The organism is Actinoallomurus bryophytorum (assembly GCF_006716425.1).
GTDB classification, from domain to species: Bacteria; Actinomycetota; Actinomycetes; order Streptosporangiales; family Streptosporangiaceae; genus Actinoallomurus; species Actinoallomurus bryophytorum.
The window spans coordinates 5094168-5109020 of sequence record NZ_VFOZ01000001.1 but is presented as its reverse complement, the minus strand read 5'-3'; the positions used below and the strand labels follow the sequence as shown (position 1 = coordinate 5109020).

The window sequence follows — 14853 nt, the reverse complement described above, 5'->3', positions numbered from 1 at the left end:
TATGATTCGGCAGCCGAATGATATGGCACCCAAACGAAGCGTGAGGCTCCTGGCCGGAGGCGTCATCGTCGCCAACGTGATCGCCTCCGGCTACCTGACCTTCGCCGGACTGGTCGACCCGGGCGGCCTGGGGCCGGGCGGGGACACCACGGCGGCCAGGACGTACGCGGCGTATGTCGCCACCCGCGGCCTCGTCCTGCTCGGCGCGCTCATCTGGTTGAGAGCCGTACGGGCATGGCGGTCGCTGGGGCTGGTGTTCACGCTCAACGCCGCGGTGCAGATCGGGGACGCCGCGATCGGCATCGCCCACCACCAGCTCGCCCAGACCCTCGGGCCGGCCGTCTTCGCGGTGCTGCTCCTCTGGGCGGCCCGTCCACTGGGCGGCCTCACCTGGAGGCCCGGAGAGGGAGCCCGCGACCGGCCGTCCGCGCCCACTCCCGGGTAGCGGGGCCCGCGGCATGTCACATCCCCCTTCTCCGTCCCGTCCCGTCGGTAATGAACGGAGAAGGAGAGGACACCATGGGCACGTTCGACCCGTTCGTCGAGCAGAAGGTCTCCCTGCTGACCACCTACCGAAGAGACGGCACACCCGTGCGGACCCCGGTCGACGTCGTAGTCGTGGACGGGCGGGCCTACTTCCGCACCTTCGACGCGTCCTGGAAGGCCAAGCGCCTCGCGCACACCGAGAAGGTGGAGATCGCCCCCGGCAAGGAGGCGACCGGCCCGGCCGTCTCGTGCCGCGCCCGTCCACTGGAGGGCGCCGAGATCGTGCCGGTCCGGCGGGCGCTGGGCGCCAAGCATCGGATCCGGCAGGGCCTCCTCGTCCCTGCCTTCCACCGGATGAAGCACTACACGACGCTCTACTACGAGCTGGTCCCCCAGGCCGCCGGCGCATCCGCCTGACGACCCTTACGCCGCCGGGGCGCGGCGGACTCCAGGGCCCGGGTCGTGGTCGTCGAGGTCGCCGCGCCCGGCCGAGGTACACTCGGCCGGAAGTATTGAACAGATCGGTCTGATCGAATAGTAGACCGCTCTGTTCAATCGCGACAAACCGGAGCTTCACCCCCATGGCGATGCCGCTTCGACCAGGTATTTTTCCCTTGCCTAACGGCGGAAGCCGAGTTCAGGGCATCACTTGACAGGAACAGACAACCCTGTCTATTTTCTGATCACATCAGCCAGATAGACCGATCAGTTCAAAAGGTGCCACGACCATGACCAGCACGACCTCCAGCCCGCCCGGCACCGCCGTCCCCGCAGGAGACCACGTGCGACATCCGGTCACGCGAAGGCCGGCCGCGGCCCTGGCGCTTCTGGCCTCGATCATCGTGTCCCTCCTCGCCGCCTCCAGTGCCCCGACGCCCCTGTACGCCGTCTACCAGGGCGAATGGGGCTTCAGCCCGATCACCACCACCGTCGTGTTCGGCGTCTACGCCATCGCCGTGCTCGCCGCGCTCCTGGTCGTGGGGAGGATCTCCGACCACCTCGGCCGGCGGCCCGTGCTGCTCGCCGCCCTCATGGTCCAGGCCGCGGCGATGCTCGTCTTCGCGAGCGCGGGCGGTGTCACCGCGCTACTGACGGCCCGCGTCATCCAGGGCCTGTCGACCGGGGCCGCGTTGGGCACCGTCGGCGCGGCCATGCTCGACATCGACCGGCCGCGGGGCACCATCGCCAACTCCGTCGCACCGGGGATCGGCACGGCATCCGGCGCGCTCGCCTCGGCGCTGATCATCCGGTACCTCCCCGCCCCGACCCACCTGGTCTACCTCCTGCTGCTCGTGGTGTTCTTCCTGCAGGCCGCCGGCGTGACACTGCTGCGCGAGACGGTGCGGCCCGAGCCCGGGGCGATCGGCAGCCTCGTCCCGCGGATCGCCCTCCCACGCCAGGTACGCCGCCAGGTCGCAATCGCCGCCCCGGTGCTCTTCGCGGTCTGGGCGCTGGCCGGTTTCTACGGTTCGCTCGGCCCCGCGCTCACCGGCACCCTCGTTCACTCGCACTCGCCCCTGTACGGCGGCCTGAGCCTGTTCGTCCTCGCCGGCGTCGCCGCGGTGGCCGTCCTCGTCCTGCGCAACGCGCCCACACGTACCGTCCTGTACACCGGGGTCCTCACGCTGATCGCCGGTGTGGCCGTCACGCTCATCTCGGTCGACGCGGGTTCGGCGGCCGGCTTCTTCGCGGGCAGCGCGGTGGCCGGCGTCGGTTTCGGCAGCGGTTTCCAGGGCGGCATCCGGCTGGTCGTGCCGCTGGCCCGCCCGCATGAGCGCGCCGGCGTCCTCTCCCTCCTCTATGTCGTCTCCTACCTGGGCCTGGGGGCCCCGGCCGTCCTCGCAGGCGTCCTCGTCGTCCACTTCGGCGGCCTGCTCACCACGGCACGCGAGTACGGGATCGCCATCATCGTCCTCGCCGCCGTGGCACTGGCCGGCCTGCTGACCTCCAAGCCCTCCGCCGCCCGCGCCTGACCCCCGGACGACCAGGCGCACATCCCGGCGCGAGTGACGGGACGAGGGCGCCCGGGCGCAATACCCTAGACAGGTCTGTCTGAAAGGAGCGGGCCGTGCCGACAAGAGCCGCCGCCAAACCGTCCGTACGCGAGCGCCTGCTGAACGCCGCCAACGAGCTCTTCTACCGCGAGGGCGTGCAGACCGTCGGCATCGACCGCATCGTCGAGCACGCGGGCGTCGCCAAGGCCTCGCTCTACAACACCTTCGGCAGCAAGGAAGAGCTCGTCCGCGCCTACCTCGAGTCCCGCCACGCCCGTACGAGCGAGCGCATCAACCGGTCACTGACGCGCTTCCGCACCCCGCGCGAGCGGCTGCTCGGGGTCTTCGACGCACAGGGCGAGCTGTTCACCGACCCCGCGTTCAACGGGTGCGCCTTCGTCAGGGCCAGCGCCGAGGCCACGCAGGGCGGATTCATCCTTCAGGCCGCCGACGACTACCGCGCCTGGGTGCGGACCATGTTCACCGACCTCGCCAAGGAGGCCGGGGTGGCCGATCCCGACGCCCTGGCCCGCCAGCTCCACCTCCTGTACGACGGTGCGAGTCTGTCGGCCCGGATGGACCGGGATCCCTCCGCGTCCACCACCGCCCGCGACGCGGCGACGGCGCTGTTCGACGCCGCGCGCAAGGTGGAGAGCGACTGAGCGGTCCTTACTCCGCGCCGTACCCACGGGCCGGTAGGCTGCGGCCGGTCAACCCCCCGGTCCAGTGAGGGATCCCCCCGCCATGTCATCGAGCGTCGAGCGGTCCGCCGAACGTCTGGTGTTCTTCAGCGACGCCGTCGTCGCGATCGCCCTGACCCTGCTCATCCTGCCGTTGGCCGACGTGGTCCCTGAGGCCGCCGCCGAGCACACCGAATCGCTCAAAGTGATCACCGAGAACCAGTGGAAGATCTACAGCTTCCTGCTGAGCTTCTTCGTCATCGGCCGGCTGTGGATGTCGCACCATCGGCTCTTCGAGCAGATCAAGTCTTACAACCGCTGGCTGCTGAACGTGAACCTGTGGTGGCTGCTCACCATCGTGGTGCTGCCGTTCCCCACCGAGATGATCGGCGGGTTCGACGACGACCGCTTCACGGCGATCTTCTATATCGCGACGATACTGGCGGCCGACGCGTGCTTGATGGGCATGGTCCTGATAACCCGCAGGGACCCCGACGTCGCCAGGAACCCCGGTGGCGTGCCCGACCCGCAGTTCTTCATGGGGATGTTCAACCTGGGCCTTCTCGTCCTGGCCCTCGTGCTCGCGACCTTCGTGCCCGGCGTCCGCTATCTCGCGCTGCTGCTGCTCCTGCTGAACCTTCCGGTCGCCTGGGTCTACCGGCGCCGGATCCAGAACACGCAGGCCTGACGACCCGGGCGCTCAGTCGTCCTCTGGCGTACGCGGCGGCCCGTCGTGCGCCTCGACCAGCGCGAACACGTCGCCTGAGAGCGTCGGGTGAGGCGGTCCTCGCGGCGCTGCTCCGCCGTTGCGGTCCGCACGTCGTCAAGACAGGTCTCCAGCGGATCGTCACCCCGGTCGGTCAGGACGACGTGGAAGGCACCATCCGCCAGCGGTGGATCTTCACAGTTTCCGCACAGGCCGTCCAGATGATCTGCGCGGCCGGCTTCTAGGGTCGGGTCATGCGGCGGATCTTTGTGGTCGATGCGACTTCAACGCGCCAAAGCCTTACTCGATAAGAGGTTGTTTTGAACACTGAAAGCTCGACCAGGCTGAACCGCGTTCGATGGTTGGGCTGGATCGCCTTGTCTCTTTGGGTTCTGGCGATGATGCTGGCCGCGTATTTCACCTGTAAAACCACAGTAGTCTTGCGGGCAGTCGCTAAAGAATCGATTTTCTTGCCAGGCTTGTTCTTGCTTTTTCTGCTGGGACTTCTTCTTCTGGCAGGTCATTCGATGGTCACCGAATGGCGGGCCCCTAGATTTATGCGGCCCGGAACTTGGAATCGCGTTCTCGGCTGGCTTATGGTTATCGCCGCCATCATCGCAGCACTGCCGAGCTTGTATGTTTCCGCATTTATCGAAACGATCGCCGGGGCGCGGTTGGACTGCGCTCCCATCATACCGGGTCCACGACCCCCATCTTGCGACTCGCCCACTACGGCCGAAGAAGTGGCGTTCGGTTTCTGGCTGGGGACCGCCGCGATAACAGTGGTGCTCATCGGGGCATGCGGTGTACTGGCCCACAGATCCCGGGTCGCGGCGCTCGCTCCGATACCTGTACTCGTCACGGGCCTTGTATCGGCGTTGTATCTCTGCCGTTTCACGTACTTCCTGATGGCTTAATGGTGCAACGGAAAGGCGACTTCGTGGGTCGCGCTACGACAGCACGCTCCTACCGGGAATCGTCTACGCCGAAGGCTTCGGCGTGTTCGTCTCCGTCAGGCCTACGAACATCGTCCGGTGCAGCTGCACCACGTGCTCACGTGCGACGCCGGCCGCGGCCGCCAGGTCGCGGCGGCGGATCGCGGCCACCAGGGCGCGGTGCTCGTCATTGGACCGGCGGAGCGTCTCCAGGGGGTAGGGCAGGTAGTACCGGTACAGCTCACGCAGGACCGCGCCGTAGGGCTCGGTAGCCGAGTCGACGCCGGTCGCGGCGGCCACGGCGAGGTGGAACCGCTCGTCACAGCTGTGGAACTCCGCCCAGCTCGGCGCCCGGTCCATCTCCTCCACCAGGCGGTCGAGCCGATCGACCTCCGCGTCTCCCGCACCCACCGCCGCCAGGTACGCGATGCCGCACTCCAAGGTCAGCCGGTGGTCGATCAGCCGGTGCACGTCGGCGGCGGCCGAACGATAGGCGTCCATGGCCTCGACGGCCCGCCGGGCCGGGCGTTCGGCGACGAGGGTGCCGCCGTTCCTGCCCCGACGGCGTTCGAGGAGCCCGTCCTCGCACAGGGAGACGAGCGCTCGCCGGACCGTGATCTCTCCGACGTCGAGAGCCTGGGCGATCTGGCCGGTCGCGGGCAGGCGCTCGCCCGGGACGAGCAGCCCGAGGTCGACGGCGAGCGCGATCCGGGCACGCACCGTGTCCAGTGCCGAAAGCCGCCGGATGCCGTTGAGCGCCGGGCCGCGAAGCCGCGCGGCCGCCTGCTTTCCGCCCGGATCCGGTACGTCGAGGGGGGCGGGCATGAGGGTCACTCTAACCACGCGGCGATGGATCCGTTGACGCGCGATCTTGGATAACTGCTCAACTTGCTCTATTTTGTCGCCAACAGGACACGGCGTACGCGCTGCCGACCGGAAGAGCAGGTGAAACGTGGCCCGACCACTGCCCGTCGCACTGGCCCAGCTGCCTCCGCGTCCGGCCACGGCACCGATCTCCGGCTTCGCCCGCGAGGTCGAGGACCTGCTCGCGCGGTTCCCGCGTACGCGCGTGCTCGTCTACCCGGAGCTGCACCTGTGCGGCGTCGACACGGCGCGCGGCGAGGAGAAGGAACAACTCCAGGAGGCGGCCGAGCCGCTGGACGGACGACGCGTGGCCGCACTCGCCGAACTCGCCGGCGACCTGGGCATCTGGCTCATCCCGGGCAGCGTCTGCGAACGCGGCGACGCGGGCGAGCTTTTCAACACGGCGCTGGCCTTCTCCCCGGAGGGCCGCCTCGCCGCGTCGTACCGCAAGATCTTCCCGTGGCGGCCGTACGAGCCGTACGTGCCCGGCGACCGGTTCGTCGTGCTGGACCTCGACGGGATCGGCCGGGTCGGCTTCGCCATCTGCTACGACGTCTGGTTCCCCGAGGTCGCCCGGCACCTGGCCTGGATGGGCGCCGAAGTGATCATCAACCCGGTGATGACCACGACCAGGGACCGTGCTCAGGAGCTGGTCCTGGCCCGCGCCAACGCCATCGTCAACCAGGTCTTCGTCGTCAGCGTCAACACCGCGGGGCCGGTCGGCATGGGACACAGCCTCGTGGTGGACCCGGAGGGCGCCGTGCGCGCCGAGGCTCCGGGCGACGCCGCGGCGGTGCTGGCCGACGTACTGGACCTGGACGACGTCACGCGTGTGCGGACCCATGGCACCGCCGGGGTGAACCGCATGTGGGACCAGTTCACCGACGCCGACGCCCCGATCGCGCTCCCCCTGTACGAGGGCCGGATCGACCCTCGCCGATGGCATCCCGCCGGCCACCCTGTGCCCCCGGCCGAGACCCCCTGAGGCACTCCCCCGCCCATCCCGCATCACCGTCGCACGGAGCCGTTCAATGGAGACCCCCAGCACGCTCACGCGGAGCCTGACGCTCCGATCCGTCGTCCTGTTCGGCCTCGCCTACATGACCCCGCTGATCGTCCTCGGCACCTTCGGCGTCGTGGCGACCACCACCGACGGCGTGGTTCCGACCGCGTACCTGCTCGCGCTCGTGGCCATGCTCTTCACCGCCTACAGCTACGGGCGGATGGCGGCCGCCCATCCCGTCGCCGGCTCCGCGTACACCTACGTCCGGCGGGCGATCGACTCCCGCATCGGGTTCCTCGTCGGCTGGGCCACGCTGCTCGACTACTTCTTCCTGCCCATGGTCATCTGGCTCATCGGCGGCGCGTACCTGCAGGCGAAGTTCCCGGGGGTGCCCTTCTGGGCGTGGATCCTCGCCTACATCGTCGTGACGACCGTCCTGAACCTGCTGGGCATCAAGACCGCCGAACGGGTCAACGACCTGCTCATGGTCTTCCAGATCCTGGTGATCGCGATCTTCGTCGTGCTGTCGCTGCGGCACGTCGTGCACGTGGGCGGCGGGTCGGCGATCGCCGGGAGCACGCCGTTCTTCCACCACGGGACGACGCTGTCCGGCATCTCGGACGGAGCGGCGATCGCGGCCTACTCCTTCCTCGGCTTCGACGCGGTCACCACGCTCACGGAGGAGACGGTCGACCCGAAGCGGACGATGCCCCGCGCGATCCTGCTCACCGCGCTGATCGGCGGCGCCATCTTCATCGTGGTCGCGTACGCCACCCAGCTCGCCCACCCCGGAAGCGCGTTCAAGGACTCCAGCTCGGCGGCCTTCGAGATCGCAAAGACGATCGGCGGGGACCTGTTCTCCTCGATCTTCCTCGCCGGGCTGGTCGTGGCCCAGTTCGCGTCCGGGATCGCGGCGCAGGCCAGCACGTCCAGACTGCTGTTCGCGATGGGCCGCGACTCGGTCCTGCCCCGCAGGCTGTTCGGCTACGTCCACCCGCGCTTCCGCACCCCGGCCTTCAACATCCTGCTCACCGGAGTGGTCGGTCTCATCGCGCTCCGCCTCAACGTCGCGACCTCGACGTCCTTCATCAACTTCGGCGCCTTCACGGCCTTCACCTTCGTGAACCTGAGCGTCATCGCCACTTTCGTCCGCGGACGCAGGTCCGGCTCCGGCGGCCGGCTGCTGCCCAACGTGATCGTCCCGGCGGTCGGCGCCCTGGTGGACATCTGGCTGCTGGTCCACCTCGACGGCCGGGCGCTGACCCTCGGCCTGATCTGGCTCGCCCTGGGCATCGCGTACCTGGTGTACCTGACCAGGGGTTTCCGCGTCGCGCCTCCCGAGATGGAGTTCAACGACGACGTGCGTCCGGCTGAGCCGGCGGCGGCCGAACATCCTGGGGAGGGCTGAACACCACGTCGACGTCGAGCCCGCCACCGGGCCGGGCCCGCGCGGAGAGGGTGGCGTCGTGGGCATGGGCGATGGCCTGGACGATGGCCAGGCCCAGTCCGTGTCCGCCGGTCCCGCCGACCCGCTGACCGCCCAGCTGCTGGAACGGCTGGAAGAGGCGCTCGACCTGGCCGGGCGGGATCACCGGGCCGGTGTTGCCGACGAAGACGCCGGGCCGCCCGGCGTTCGCCGTGATCGCGATCTCGACACGGCCCCCGGTCACGTTGTGGCGGAGCGCGTTGTCCACCAGGTTCGCCACCAGGCTCTCCACCAGGCTCGGGTCGCCGGCCGCCGGGGCCGGGGTGAGGCGGGCGTCGATCCGTACGCCCCGGCGCCCGGCCTCCGCGCGGCGGGCCTGGACCACGTGCGCGGCGACCTCGGCCAGGTCGAAGGGTTCGCGCCGCTCGATCCCCCGCTCACTGCTCGCGAGCGTGAGCAGTGCCTCGATGAGGCGTTCCTGCTGTTCGCCGAGGGCCAGCACCTCCTCGCACGCCGATCGCAACGCCTCCGTCGTGGCATCACGGTCGGCGAGCGCCACCTGGAGCAGGGCACGCTCGGCGGTCAGCGGGGTGCGGAGTTCGTGAGAGGCGTTGGCGACGAAGTGCCGCTGTGACGCGAATGACGCCTCCAGCCGCCCGAACAGGTCGTTGAGGGTCTCCCCCAGCTCCTTGAACTCGTCGTGACGGCGGCCGAGCCTGAGCCGCCGGTGCAGGTTGCTGGCGGAGATGTCCTGGGCGGTCGCCGTGATCATACGCAGGGGGCGCAGGAACCTGCCGGCGATCAGCCAGCCGAGCACGAAGGAGACCAGGACCATGACGGCGAGGCCGATGCCGGAGGCGGCGAGGACCCGGTGGACGTGCGGCTCGGGCAGGGCGGGATGGGGTGCACCGATCTGGAGCCCGGCGGGTTCCGTGTCGTTGACCTGCAGGATCGGGATGGCGAGCAGAGCCGCGCCCGAGAGGAAGAACGGCCCCGCGTAGAGCAGGGTGAGCTGGATCCGCAGCGTGAGGCGGGGAAGGCGGCGCCGCGGTCCCCCTGTCCGGGTCATCACACGTCTCCGATCCGGTATCCGCCCTCACGGACGGTGTGGATGACGGGCGGGTCGCCGAGCTTGGCCCGCAGCCGCCGGATGGTCGTCTTGACCGCCGTGGTGAACGGGTCCGCGGCCTCGTCCCAGGCCCGCTCGAGCAGCTCTTCGGCGGAGACCACCCGGCCGGCCGAGGCCAGCAGGCACTCCAGGACGGCGAACTCCTTCGGGCTCAGCTCCAGGCGCCGTCCCGCACGCGTCGCGACCCGGCGCGCGGAGTCGAGGGTGATCTCACCGCATTCGAGCGTCGGGGGCAGCGCCTCGGCGCGACGGCGCCCCAGAGCACGGACGCGGGCGACGAGCTCGGAGAAGTCGAAGGGCTTCGGCAGATAGTCGTCGGCGCCCAGACCCAGGCCGTCCACGCGCTCCCTGACCGTGCCGGCGGCGGTCAGCATCAGCACCCGGCTCGGGGAGTCGCCGGCGACGATCCGGCGGCAGACCTCGTCACCGTGCACCCCGGGCAGGTCACGGTCCAGCACCACGACGTCGTAGCGGGTGACGGCCAGCCGCTCCAGCGCGTCGTCGCCGTCGAGGACCACGTCGACCGCCATGCCCTCGCGGCGCAGCCCGGTCCCGATCGTCCGGGCGAGGATCTCGAAGTCCTCGACGACCAGCACTCTCATTCGCGGTCCCTCCCGCCGGCCCGGCGCGTCATGGGTCTCACGATGCCAGTCCGCCGGTGTCGGCACGGTGTCGGTGGGCGGCGCGGGCACTGACACCGGGCTGACACCGCCGGCGGCGTACAACGACCTTCGTAGCGTCATCCATCGGCGGAAAAGGACCCTTACATGAGCGATGCGACGATCGTCGTCAACGGCCTGCGCAAGCGTTTCGGGCCGGCCGTCGCGCTGGACGGAATGTCGTTCACCGTCCGGCCCGGGCAGGTCACGGGCTTCGTCGGCCCCAACGGCGCCGGCAAGTCCACCACGATGCGGGTGATCCTGGGCCTGGACGCGGCCGACGCCGGCAGCGCGCTGGTCGGCGGACGGCCGTACCGGAGCCTGCGGCGCCCGCTCGGCCACGTCGGGTCGCTGCTGGACGCCGGCGCGCTGCAGCCGAGCCGTACCGCCCGCAACCACCTGCTGTGGCTGGCACACTCCCAGGGCCTGACCGACCGGCGGGTCGACGCGGTGATCGAGCGGACCGGGCTGCGGACGGTGGCCCGGCGCCGCGCGGGGGGCTTCTCCCTGGGCATGCGGCAGCGGCTGGGGATCGCCGCCGCGCTGCTGGGCGACCCGCCGGTGCTGATGATGGACGAGCCGTTCAACGGCATGGATCCCGAGGGCATCGTGTGGATGCGCGGGCTGCTGCGTTCGCTCGCCGCCGAGGGCCGCGCGGTCCTGGTGTCCAGTCACCTCATGGGCGAGTTGCAGGACACCGCCGGTCACCTGGTGGTGGTCGGCCGCGGGAAGGTGATCGCCGACGCCGGCGTGGCGGAGCTGCTGGCCGCCGCGTCCGGTGACCGGGTGACGCTGCGCACCACGGCATCGCCGGAGGCGGCGACCGTGCTGACGCGGGCGGGCGCCACGGTCGCCGCCGGGCCGGGCACGTTGACCATTACCGGGCTCACGGCCGAGAGGGTCGTGGCGCTGCTCGGTGAGAGCCGCATCCCGTTCTCGGAGGTGTCGGCGCACCAGGCGACGCTGGAAGAGGCCTACCTGGAGCTCACCCGCGACTCGGTCGAGTTCCACTCGATCGCCGGGACGGGGGCCGCTCGATGACCGCCGGCACGACCGCGATGGAACGCGAGGACACCGGGACCGGGCACGACGGTTTCCTGCGGCTCGTACGCGCCGAGTGGACCAAGTTCCGTACCGTACGCGGCTGGGTCATCGGCATGGTGGTCGCGGCGGGGGTGATCGTGGCCCTGGGACTGCCCCCCGGGCGCCAAGGGTCCTGCGGGCAGAACGGCCCGGGGTCCGGCTGCTCCCTTCCGGTCGGGCCGGGCGGGCAGGAGGTGACGGACGACTTCACCTTCGTGCACCGCCCGCTCGCCGGAGACGGCGGCATCACCGTACGGGTGGCCTCGCTGACGGGTCTGCTCCCCGGCTCCGGCGACGGACCGGCGGACGCCGAGAGCACCCGCCCCGGTCTCGTGCCGTGGGCCAAGGCCGGGATCATCATCAAGGACGGCACCCGGCGCGGATCGGCCTACGCCGCGATCATGGTCACCGGCGCCCACGGCGTACGGATGCAGTACGACTACACCCATGACACCGCCGGGCCGCCCGGAGGCGTCTCCGCGGCGTCCCCCCGCTGGCTGCGGCTGACCCGCTCCGGCGAGGAGGTCACCGGCTACGCCTCATCGGACGGCACCCACTGGACCAGGGTCGGCAGCGCACGTCTCGCCGGGCTGCCGGCGACCGTACAGGCCGGACCGTTCGCCACCTCCCCGCAGTACACGGAGGCCATCAACAAGGTCCTCGTCAGCGGGGACGCCTCCGCCCCCAGCCAGGTCACCGCCGCAGTGGACCACCTGACGCTCCAGGGTGCCTGGCCCACGGCCACCTGGACCGGCGCGGGCTCCTTCTCCGACGGGTCGCCGCTCCAGCGCGGAGGCTTCCAGCGGACCGCCGACGGGTTCACCGTCACCGGATCCGGCGACATCGCGCCCGCGGTGCCCGGCGCGGCGGGCCTCGGCACCACCATCACCCAGACGCTCGTGGGCACGTTCGCCGGACTGATCGCGGTGGCCGTCATCGCCACGATGTTCATCACCGCCGAGTACCGGCGCGGGCTGGTCCGTACGACCCTGACCGCGAGCCCGCGGCGCGGCCGGATCCTGGTGGCGAAGGCCGCCGTGATCGGCGCCGTGACGTTCGTGACCGGGCTGGCCGCCGCCGCCATCGTCGTCGCGTTCGGGCCGGGGATACTGCGCGCCAACGGCGTCTACGTCCACGCGGCGACGACGTTCACCGAGGTACGCGTGGTGGTGGGCACCGCCGCGCTCCTGGCCGTCGCCGCCGTGCTCGCCCTGGCCCTCGGCACGATGCTGCGGCGCAGCGCCATCGCGGTCACCGCCGCCATCGTGGTCATCGTCCTGCCGTACCTCCTCACGATCACCGGCCTGCCCACCGGCGCCGCGCGGTGGCTGCTGCGGATCACGCCGGCGTCCGCCTTCGCCGTACAGCAGAGCACTCGGCAGTACGCCCAGGTCGACAACGTCTACACCCCGGCGGACGGCTACTTCCCGCTGGCACCGTGGGCCGGCTTCGCCGTGCTCTGCGCCTGGGCCGCGCTCGCCCTGGGCCTGGCCGTCCTGCTGTTCCGCCGGAGGGACGCATGAGGCCGGCGGGTATGCGCCGCGCGCTGCACGCGGAGTGGACGAAACTGCGCACCGCGCCGGGCACGGTCTGGCTCGTGCTCGCCGTCATCGCGCTGACCGTCGCGATGGGCGCGGCGGCGACGGTCTCGTGCCCCGGCGATGGCTGCGCCGTGGACCCGGCCAGGACCAGCCTCTCCGGTGTCGAGCTCGGCCAGGCCGTCGTCGCGATCCTGGCCGTGCTGGCGATCGGCGGCGAGTACAGCACCGGCATGATCCGCGTCACGCTCACCGCCATGCCGCGCCGGACCACCGTCCTGGCGGCGAAGGCGGCCGTTCTCAGCGGCGTCGTGCTGGTCGCTGGGACCGTCTCCGTACTCGCGTCCCTGCTGGCCGGGCGGCTCATTCTGCCCGGCCCGCACCCCTCTGCGGGAGACGGGTCCGTCCTGCGCGCCACCGCGGGCTCGATCCTCTACCTGGCCCTGATCGGCCTGCTCAGTCTCGGAACCGCGATCGCCGTACGTGACCCCGCGACGGCCATCGGCAGCGTCCTCGGCCTGCTCTACCTCTTCCCGATCATCACCCACGCGGTCTCGGATCCGGACTGGCAGCGGCACCTGGAGCAGATCGGCCCGATGAGCGCGGGACTCACGGTCCAGGCCACCACCCACCTGAGCGGCCTGCCCATCGGCCCCTGGGCGGGCCTCGGCGTGCTCGCCATCTGGGCCGCCGCATCGCTCCTGTTCGCCGGGCTCCTGCTCCACCTGCGCGACGCGTGAACGAGGGTCACGCGTTTTTGCCGGTCTCCTCGAGCCGGTGGAGTGCCTCGTGGAGACGTGACCAGGCGATGAACACGGGCCCGTCGCCCTCGCCCCGCTCCGCCGGTGTGCCGGCGTCAAGGCAGACGGGCCGGTACGCGTGGACCGCGCGATGAGCGGGCCCCGTGAGCCGGTCGAGAGGAGCGTCGGGGCCGAGGGTCGAGAGGGTCTCCACCTCCTGGAGAAGAGGGGCCAGGCGCGCGGCGGCCTTGTCGTCCGGCGGCGCCAGCCGGACGGCATGGGTCAGTCCCGCGACCGCCGCCCTGAACACGTGCTCGTCCTCAGCCATCGGCATCACCCGACAGTACGCCGGGGGCGAGGAATCCTCCACGACGCTGCATGCCCTTGAAACCACACGTAAGGTACATTTCCGCACGATTCCTCTTTTATTGCCGTAGGTGGCGGTCACCCAGCAGATCGTCATAACAAATGCGGATCGGTCTACGATCAACCGGCCGTCGGCCGTTAGCCGCCTTTAGGCTGTCTTTGCTTTCTGCGATTCGCGGCAAAGACCCCAGACAGAGGAACGCAATGAACTGGTACTTGGCGGTACTCAAGAACTACGCCGGCTTCAGCGGCCGGGCACGGCGCACGGAATACTGGATGTTCGTCCTCTTCAACGGCATCATCGTTCTGATATTGGACGGCATCGGCCTGGTGCTCAAGCTGAGCACCTACATCGGCGGGGCCTACAGCCTTCTGGTACTGATCCCGAGCCTCGCCGTGGGCGTCCGGCGACTGCATGACATCGGCCGATCCGGATGGTGGCTGCTCATCGGCCTCATCCCGGTGGTCGGCTGGATCATTCTGATCGTCTTCGCCGCCAAGGAGGGCGAGCCGGGCGAAAACGCCTACGGCCCGAACCCGAAGCTCGCCTCGCCGGTGGGTTGAGTCCCGCCCCTTCAGTGCGCGGCCGAGGGGCCGGGGAATCGCTCCTGGCTCCTCGGTCAGGGGTCGGGCCTGCCCTCTCTCCAGGCCCCTCGGTCAGGTCGGGGCGGCGGTCCCGCTGCCATCGGTGAGCATTTCCTGGATTTCCTCGATCCGGCCTGCGTCCGTGACCCGCACCGGAATCCCCGTTGGCATCCGCGGCGACCCGCACTGTTTCTCCGGCGAACATGGCCGGGGTCGTTCGGGTCTTCCTTTCCGGTGGACAGACCTGGAAGATGTGTCGCGCGGCGGCGTTGCCGTGTCGTGCTCCCGCAATCGCGCGCGATTCCCCGCGAACAATGCCCGCTCGAATTCCGAGAGAGGCACCTCCGCGGAGGGCGGTGAGACCGACGGCGAACTCACCGGCAGTCGTGCCGGTCTCCGTGCCCGGCCCCCTCTCCCGACGGTTATCTGCACCATCCCCCTCCCCGCGCCAGGACGAGTGCGCTTCTTCCGAGCTGGTTCCGAGCTGGTTCCGAGCGCGACCCGGGACTGCGCGGGGATGCCGGCCCCACCCACCCACCGACGCGACGCCTTCCCGGCCGGATCGCGCCCCGGACCTGGGGGTCCCCATGAGGGGCGGCGGCCCGCCGCAACCCGACCTGCACAGCCCTTGTCCCGCACATGAACAAGCGTTTATTCTC

Annotated in this window: 16 protein-coding genes; 12 read left to right on the top strand and 4 right to left on the bottom strand. The window is 70.3% G+C overall.

What is annotated here, in order from left to right:
* The first annotated feature begins 22 nt into the window (after window positions 1-22).
* From FB559_RS24055 to FB559_RS24030, 6 genes are all read left to right on the top strand, one after another.
* Complete coding sequence (locus FB559_RS24055; protein ID WP_141957874.1) at window positions 23-445, top strand: hypothetical protein; 423 nt, start codon at window positions 23-25, stop codon at window positions 443-445.
* A gap of 74 nt (window positions 446-519) precedes the next feature.
* A complete protein-coding gene (locus tag FB559_RS24050) occupies window positions 520-903 on the top strand; it encodes a PPOX class F420-dependent oxidoreductase (RefSeq protein WP_141957872.1) in 384 nt (127 codons plus the stop codon).
* 311 nt (window positions 904-1214) lie between these two features.
* Window positions 1215-2459 (top strand): MFS transporter, encoded by a 1245-nt coding sequence (locus tag FB559_RS24045; RefSeq protein WP_185792372.1) that lies wholly within the window; start codon window positions 1215-1217, stop codon window positions 2457-2459.
* A 95-nt stretch (window positions 2460-2554) separates the two neighbouring features.
* Window positions 2555-3142, top strand: a complete 588-nt coding sequence (locus FB559_RS24040; RefSeq protein WP_141957870.1) for a TetR/AcrR family transcriptional regulator — start codon at window positions 2555-2557, stop codon at window positions 3140-3142.
* Window positions 3143-3224: 82 nt separating this feature from the next.
* Window positions 3225-3848 carry a TMEM175 family protein gene (locus FB559_RS24035; RefSeq protein WP_141957868.1) on the top strand — a complete coding sequence of 208 codons (624 nt, stop codon included), beginning with the start codon at window positions 3225-3227 and terminating at the stop codon, window positions 3846-3848.
* Between the two features lie 338 nt (window positions 3849-4186).
* Window positions 4187-4783 (top strand): hypothetical protein, encoded by a 597-nt coding sequence (locus FB559_RS24030; RefSeq protein ID WP_141957866.1) that lies wholly within the window; start codon window positions 4187-4189, stop codon window positions 4781-4783.
* A gap of 63 nt (window positions 4784-4846) precedes the next feature.
* Here the strand turns inward: FB559_RS24030 and FB559_RS24025 are convergent, their stop codons facing one another.
* Window positions 4847-5626, bottom strand: coding sequence for a FadR/GntR family transcriptional regulator (locus FB559_RS24025; RefSeq protein WP_141957863.1), 780 nt, complete (start codon window positions 5624-5626; stop codon window positions 4847-4849).
* A 127-nt stretch (window positions 5627-5753) separates the two neighbouring features.
* Between FB559_RS24025 and FB559_RS24020 the strand changes: the two genes are divergently transcribed.
* Together FB559_RS24020 and FB559_RS24015 are read left to right on the top strand one after the other, a co-directional pair.
* Window positions 5754-6650, top strand: a complete 897-nt coding sequence (locus tag FB559_RS24020) for a carbon-nitrogen hydrolase family protein (protein WP_141957861.1) — start codon at window positions 5754-5756, stop codon at window positions 6648-6650.
* Between the two features lie 46 nt (window positions 6651-6696).
* Entirely contained in the window at window positions 6697-8076 is a 1380-nt protein-coding gene (locus tag FB559_RS24015; protein WP_141957859.1) for an APC family permease, read from the top strand.
* Here the strand turns inward: FB559_RS24015 and FB559_RS24010 are convergent.
* Both FB559_RS24010 and FB559_RS24005 read right to left on the bottom strand, forming a co-directional pair.
* Complete coding sequence (locus FB559_RS24010) at window positions 8018-9163, bottom strand: sensor histidine kinase (protein WP_141957857.1); 1146 nt, start codon at window positions 9161-9163, stop codon at window positions 8018-8020. The two genes, FB559_RS24015 and FB559_RS24010, sit on opposite strands and share 59 nt — an antisense overlap.
* Window positions 9163-9825: a response regulator transcription factor gene (locus tag FB559_RS24005; RefSeq protein WP_141957855.1), complete on the bottom strand. Its 663-nt coding sequence runs from the start codon at window positions 9823-9825 to the stop codon at window positions 9163-9165. The genes FB559_RS24010 and FB559_RS24005 overlap by 1 nt, the downstream gene beginning before the upstream one ends.
* Window positions 9826-9990: 165 nt before the next feature.
* On the opposite strand from FB559_RS24005, the gene FB559_RS24000 reads away from it, so the two are divergent.
* Genes FB559_RS24000 through FB559_RS23990 form a run of 3 tightly spaced genes read left to right on the top strand, consistent with a single transcriptional unit; the run spans window position 9991 to window position 13243 of the window.
* The gene (locus FB559_RS24000; RefSeq protein ID WP_141957854.1) at window positions 9991-10923 is read left to right on the top strand and encodes an ATP-binding cassette domain-containing protein; all 933 of its coding nucleotides are present in this window, start codon (window positions 9991-9993) and stop codon (window positions 10921-10923) included.
* Window positions 10920-12488 carry an ABC transporter permease subunit gene (locus tag FB559_RS23995; RefSeq protein ID WP_141957853.1) on the top strand — a complete coding sequence of 523 codons (1569 nt, stop codon included), beginning with the start codon at window positions 10920-10922 and terminating at the stop codon, window positions 12486-12488. The genes FB559_RS24000 and FB559_RS23995 overlap by 4 nt, the downstream gene beginning before the upstream one ends.
* Entirely contained in the window at window positions 12485-13243 is a 759-nt protein-coding gene (locus FB559_RS23990; protein WP_141957851.1) for an ABC transporter permease subunit, read from the top strand. Before FB559_RS23995 ends, FB559_RS23990 begins: the two co-directional genes overlap by 4 nt.
* Window positions 13244-13250: 7 nt before the next feature.
* Here the strand turns inward: FB559_RS23990 and FB559_RS23985 are convergent, their stop codons facing one another.
* A complete protein-coding gene (locus tag FB559_RS23985) occupies window positions 13251-13577 on the bottom strand; it encodes a hypothetical protein (protein WP_141957849.1) in 327 nt (108 codons plus the stop codon).
* A 236-nt stretch (window positions 13578-13813) separates the two neighbouring features.
* On the opposite strand from FB559_RS23985, the gene FB559_RS23980 reads away from it, so the two are divergent.
* Window positions 13814-14173 (top strand): DUF805 domain-containing protein, encoded by a 360-nt coding sequence (locus FB559_RS23980; protein WP_141957847.1) that lies wholly within the window; start codon window positions 13814-13816, stop codon window positions 14171-14173.
* Window positions 14174-14853 lie beyond the last annotated feature (680 nt).

Bases quoted from the DNA above. Each gene is read 5' to 3' on its own strand.
- FB559_RS24005 (WP_141957855.1), bottom strand. From the start codon at position 9,825: ATGAGAGTGCTGGTCGTCGAGGACTTCGAGATCCTCGCCCGGACGATC.
- FB559_RS23980 (WP_141957847.1), top strand. From the start codon at position 13,814: ATGAACTGGTACTTGGCGGTACTCAAGAACTACGCCGGCTTCAGCGGC.
- FB559_RS24015 (WP_141957859.1), top strand. From the start codon at position 6,697: ATGGAGACCCCCAGCACGCTCACGCGGAGCCTGACGCTCCGATCCGTC.
- FB559_RS24010 (WP_141957857.1), bottom strand. From the start codon at position 9,163: ATGACCCGGACAGGGGGACCGCGGCGCCGCCTTCCCCGCCTCACGCTG.
- FB559_RS24025 (WP_141957863.1), bottom strand. From the start codon at position 5,626: ATGCCCGCCCCCCTCGACGTACCGGATCCGGGCGGAAAGCAGGCGGCC.
- FB559_RS24035 (WP_141957868.1), top strand. From the start codon at position 3,225: ATGTCATCGAGCGTCGAGCGGTCCGCCGAACGTCTGGTGTTCTTCAGC.
- FB559_RS23985 (WP_141957849.1), bottom strand. From the start codon at position 13,577: ATGCCGATGGCTGAGGACGAGCACGTGTTCAGGGCGGCGGTCGCGGGA.
- FB559_RS23995 (WP_141957853.1), top strand. From the start codon at position 10,920: ATGACCGCCGGCACGACCGCGATGGAACGCGAGGACACCGGGACCGGG.
- FB559_RS23990 (WP_141957851.1), top strand. From the start codon at position 12,485: ATGAGGCCGGCGGGTATGCGCCGCGCGCTGCACGCGGAGTGGACGAAA.
- FB559_RS24055 (WP_141957874.1), top strand. From the start codon at position 23: ATGGCACCCAAACGAAGCGTGAGGCTCCTGGCCGGAGGCGTCATCGTC.
- FB559_RS24050 (WP_141957872.1), top strand. From the start codon at position 520: ATGGGCACGTTCGACCCGTTCGTCGAGCAGAAGGTCTCCCTGCTGACC.
- FB559_RS24045 (WP_185792372.1), top strand. From the start codon at position 1,215: ATGACCAGCACGACCTCCAGCCCGCCCGGCACCGCCGTCCCCGCAGGA.
- FB559_RS24000 (WP_141957854.1), top strand. From the start codon at position 9,991: ATGAGCGATGCGACGATCGTCGTCAACGGCCTGCGCAAGCGTTTCGGG.